We start from the raw sequence: 229 nt of genomic DNA, 5'->3' as shown, positions 1-229 counted from the left end.
ATCTTTAGTAGGAGAACTGTGGTGAGTCCTAACAATTTATTTCAAATCATTAAGCCGAAAATGCTAGAAACGCTAGCAACGAATATCCAGTTAAATTTGTTAGAGCGAGCGATTAATGCCAGCACAAATGGAATTATTATTACAGATGCCCAACAAGCAGATCACCCGATTATTTATGTTAATGAAGGATTTGAACAAATGACAGGGTATGCTTTTAATGAGGTGGCAG

At 36.7% G+C, this 229-nt stretch carries 1 protein-coding gene; it reads left to right on the top strand.

Annotation, left to right across the window (positions count from 1 at the left end):
• Positions 1-21: 21 nt before the first annotated feature.
• Positions 22-229 (top strand): PAS domain-containing protein (locus R0J87_RS25465; RefSeq protein WP_498889800.1); only part of this gene is annotated, 208 nt, incomplete at its 3' end.

Origin of the sequence: Halomonas sp. SIMBA_159, from assembly GCF_046536035.1 — a bacterium.
Classification (GTDB): Bacteria; Pseudomonadota; Gammaproteobacteria; order Pseudomonadales; family Halomonadaceae; genus Vreelandella; species Vreelandella venusta_A.
Note: the sequence above shows the minus strand (reverse complement) of the source record. Positions and strands in the feature narration are given on the sequence as shown.